The organism is Citrobacter sp. VF227 (assembly GCF_052950715.1).
This window is the reverse complement of record NZ_JBRFVF010000163.1, coordinates 1-597: the sequence shown is the minus strand read 5'-3', so window position 1 is coordinate 597 and position 597 is coordinate 1. Positions and strand designations below refer to the sequence as shown.

The window sequence follows — 597 nt, the reverse complement described above, 5'->3', positions numbered from 1 at the left end:
CGTAAAACACCATCGTGTTGCGAAAATTTGAGAGACTCGAACACACCGCTTTTCATTTCTTATTACGGAGAAATGAAACAGTGTGTCGTTTCAATTTTCAGCTTGATCCAGATTTTTAAAGAGCAAAACTTCGCAGTGAACCTTTTCAGGTACACTCTGAAGTTTTTTTGATTTGTTGCAGTAAAGATGGTGGAGCTATGCGGGATCGAACCGCAGACCTCCTGCGTGCAAAGCAGGCGCTCTCCCAGCTGAGCTATAGCCCCATCGAATGAATCTCTTTTAACCTTAATTCGTTTTCGGGCGCGGCGTGGTGAAGCGAAGCATACTGAAGTATGCGAGCTTTGCCACAACAAAGCACGATAGCGAATTTGGTAGGCCTGAGTGGACTTGAACCACCGACCTCACCCTTATCAGGGGTGCGCTCTAACCACCTGAGCTACAAGCCTGCAGAGATTTTCTTACTGCTAATTTTCATCAGACAATCTGTGTGAGCACTACAAAGAACGTTTCTTTAAGGTAAGGAGGTGATCCAACCGCAGGTTCCCCTACGGTTACCTTGTTACGACTTCACCCCAGTCATGAATCACAAAGTGGTAA

At 45.9% G+C, this 597-nt stretch carries 2 tRNA genes and 1 rRNA gene; all 3 read right to left on the bottom strand.

What is annotated here, in order from left to right:
* Window positions 1–187: 187 nt before the first annotated feature.
* Window positions 188–263 (bottom strand) — tRNA-Ala (locus ACU8YC_RS25665).
* A 106-nt stretch (window positions 264–369) separates the two neighbouring features.
* Window positions 370–446 (bottom strand) — tRNA-Ile (locus ACU8YC_RS25660).
* A gap of 71 nt (window positions 447–517) precedes the next feature.
* A 16S ribosomal RNA gene (locus tag ACU8YC_RS25655) occupies window positions 518–597 on the bottom strand; the annotation flags it as partial.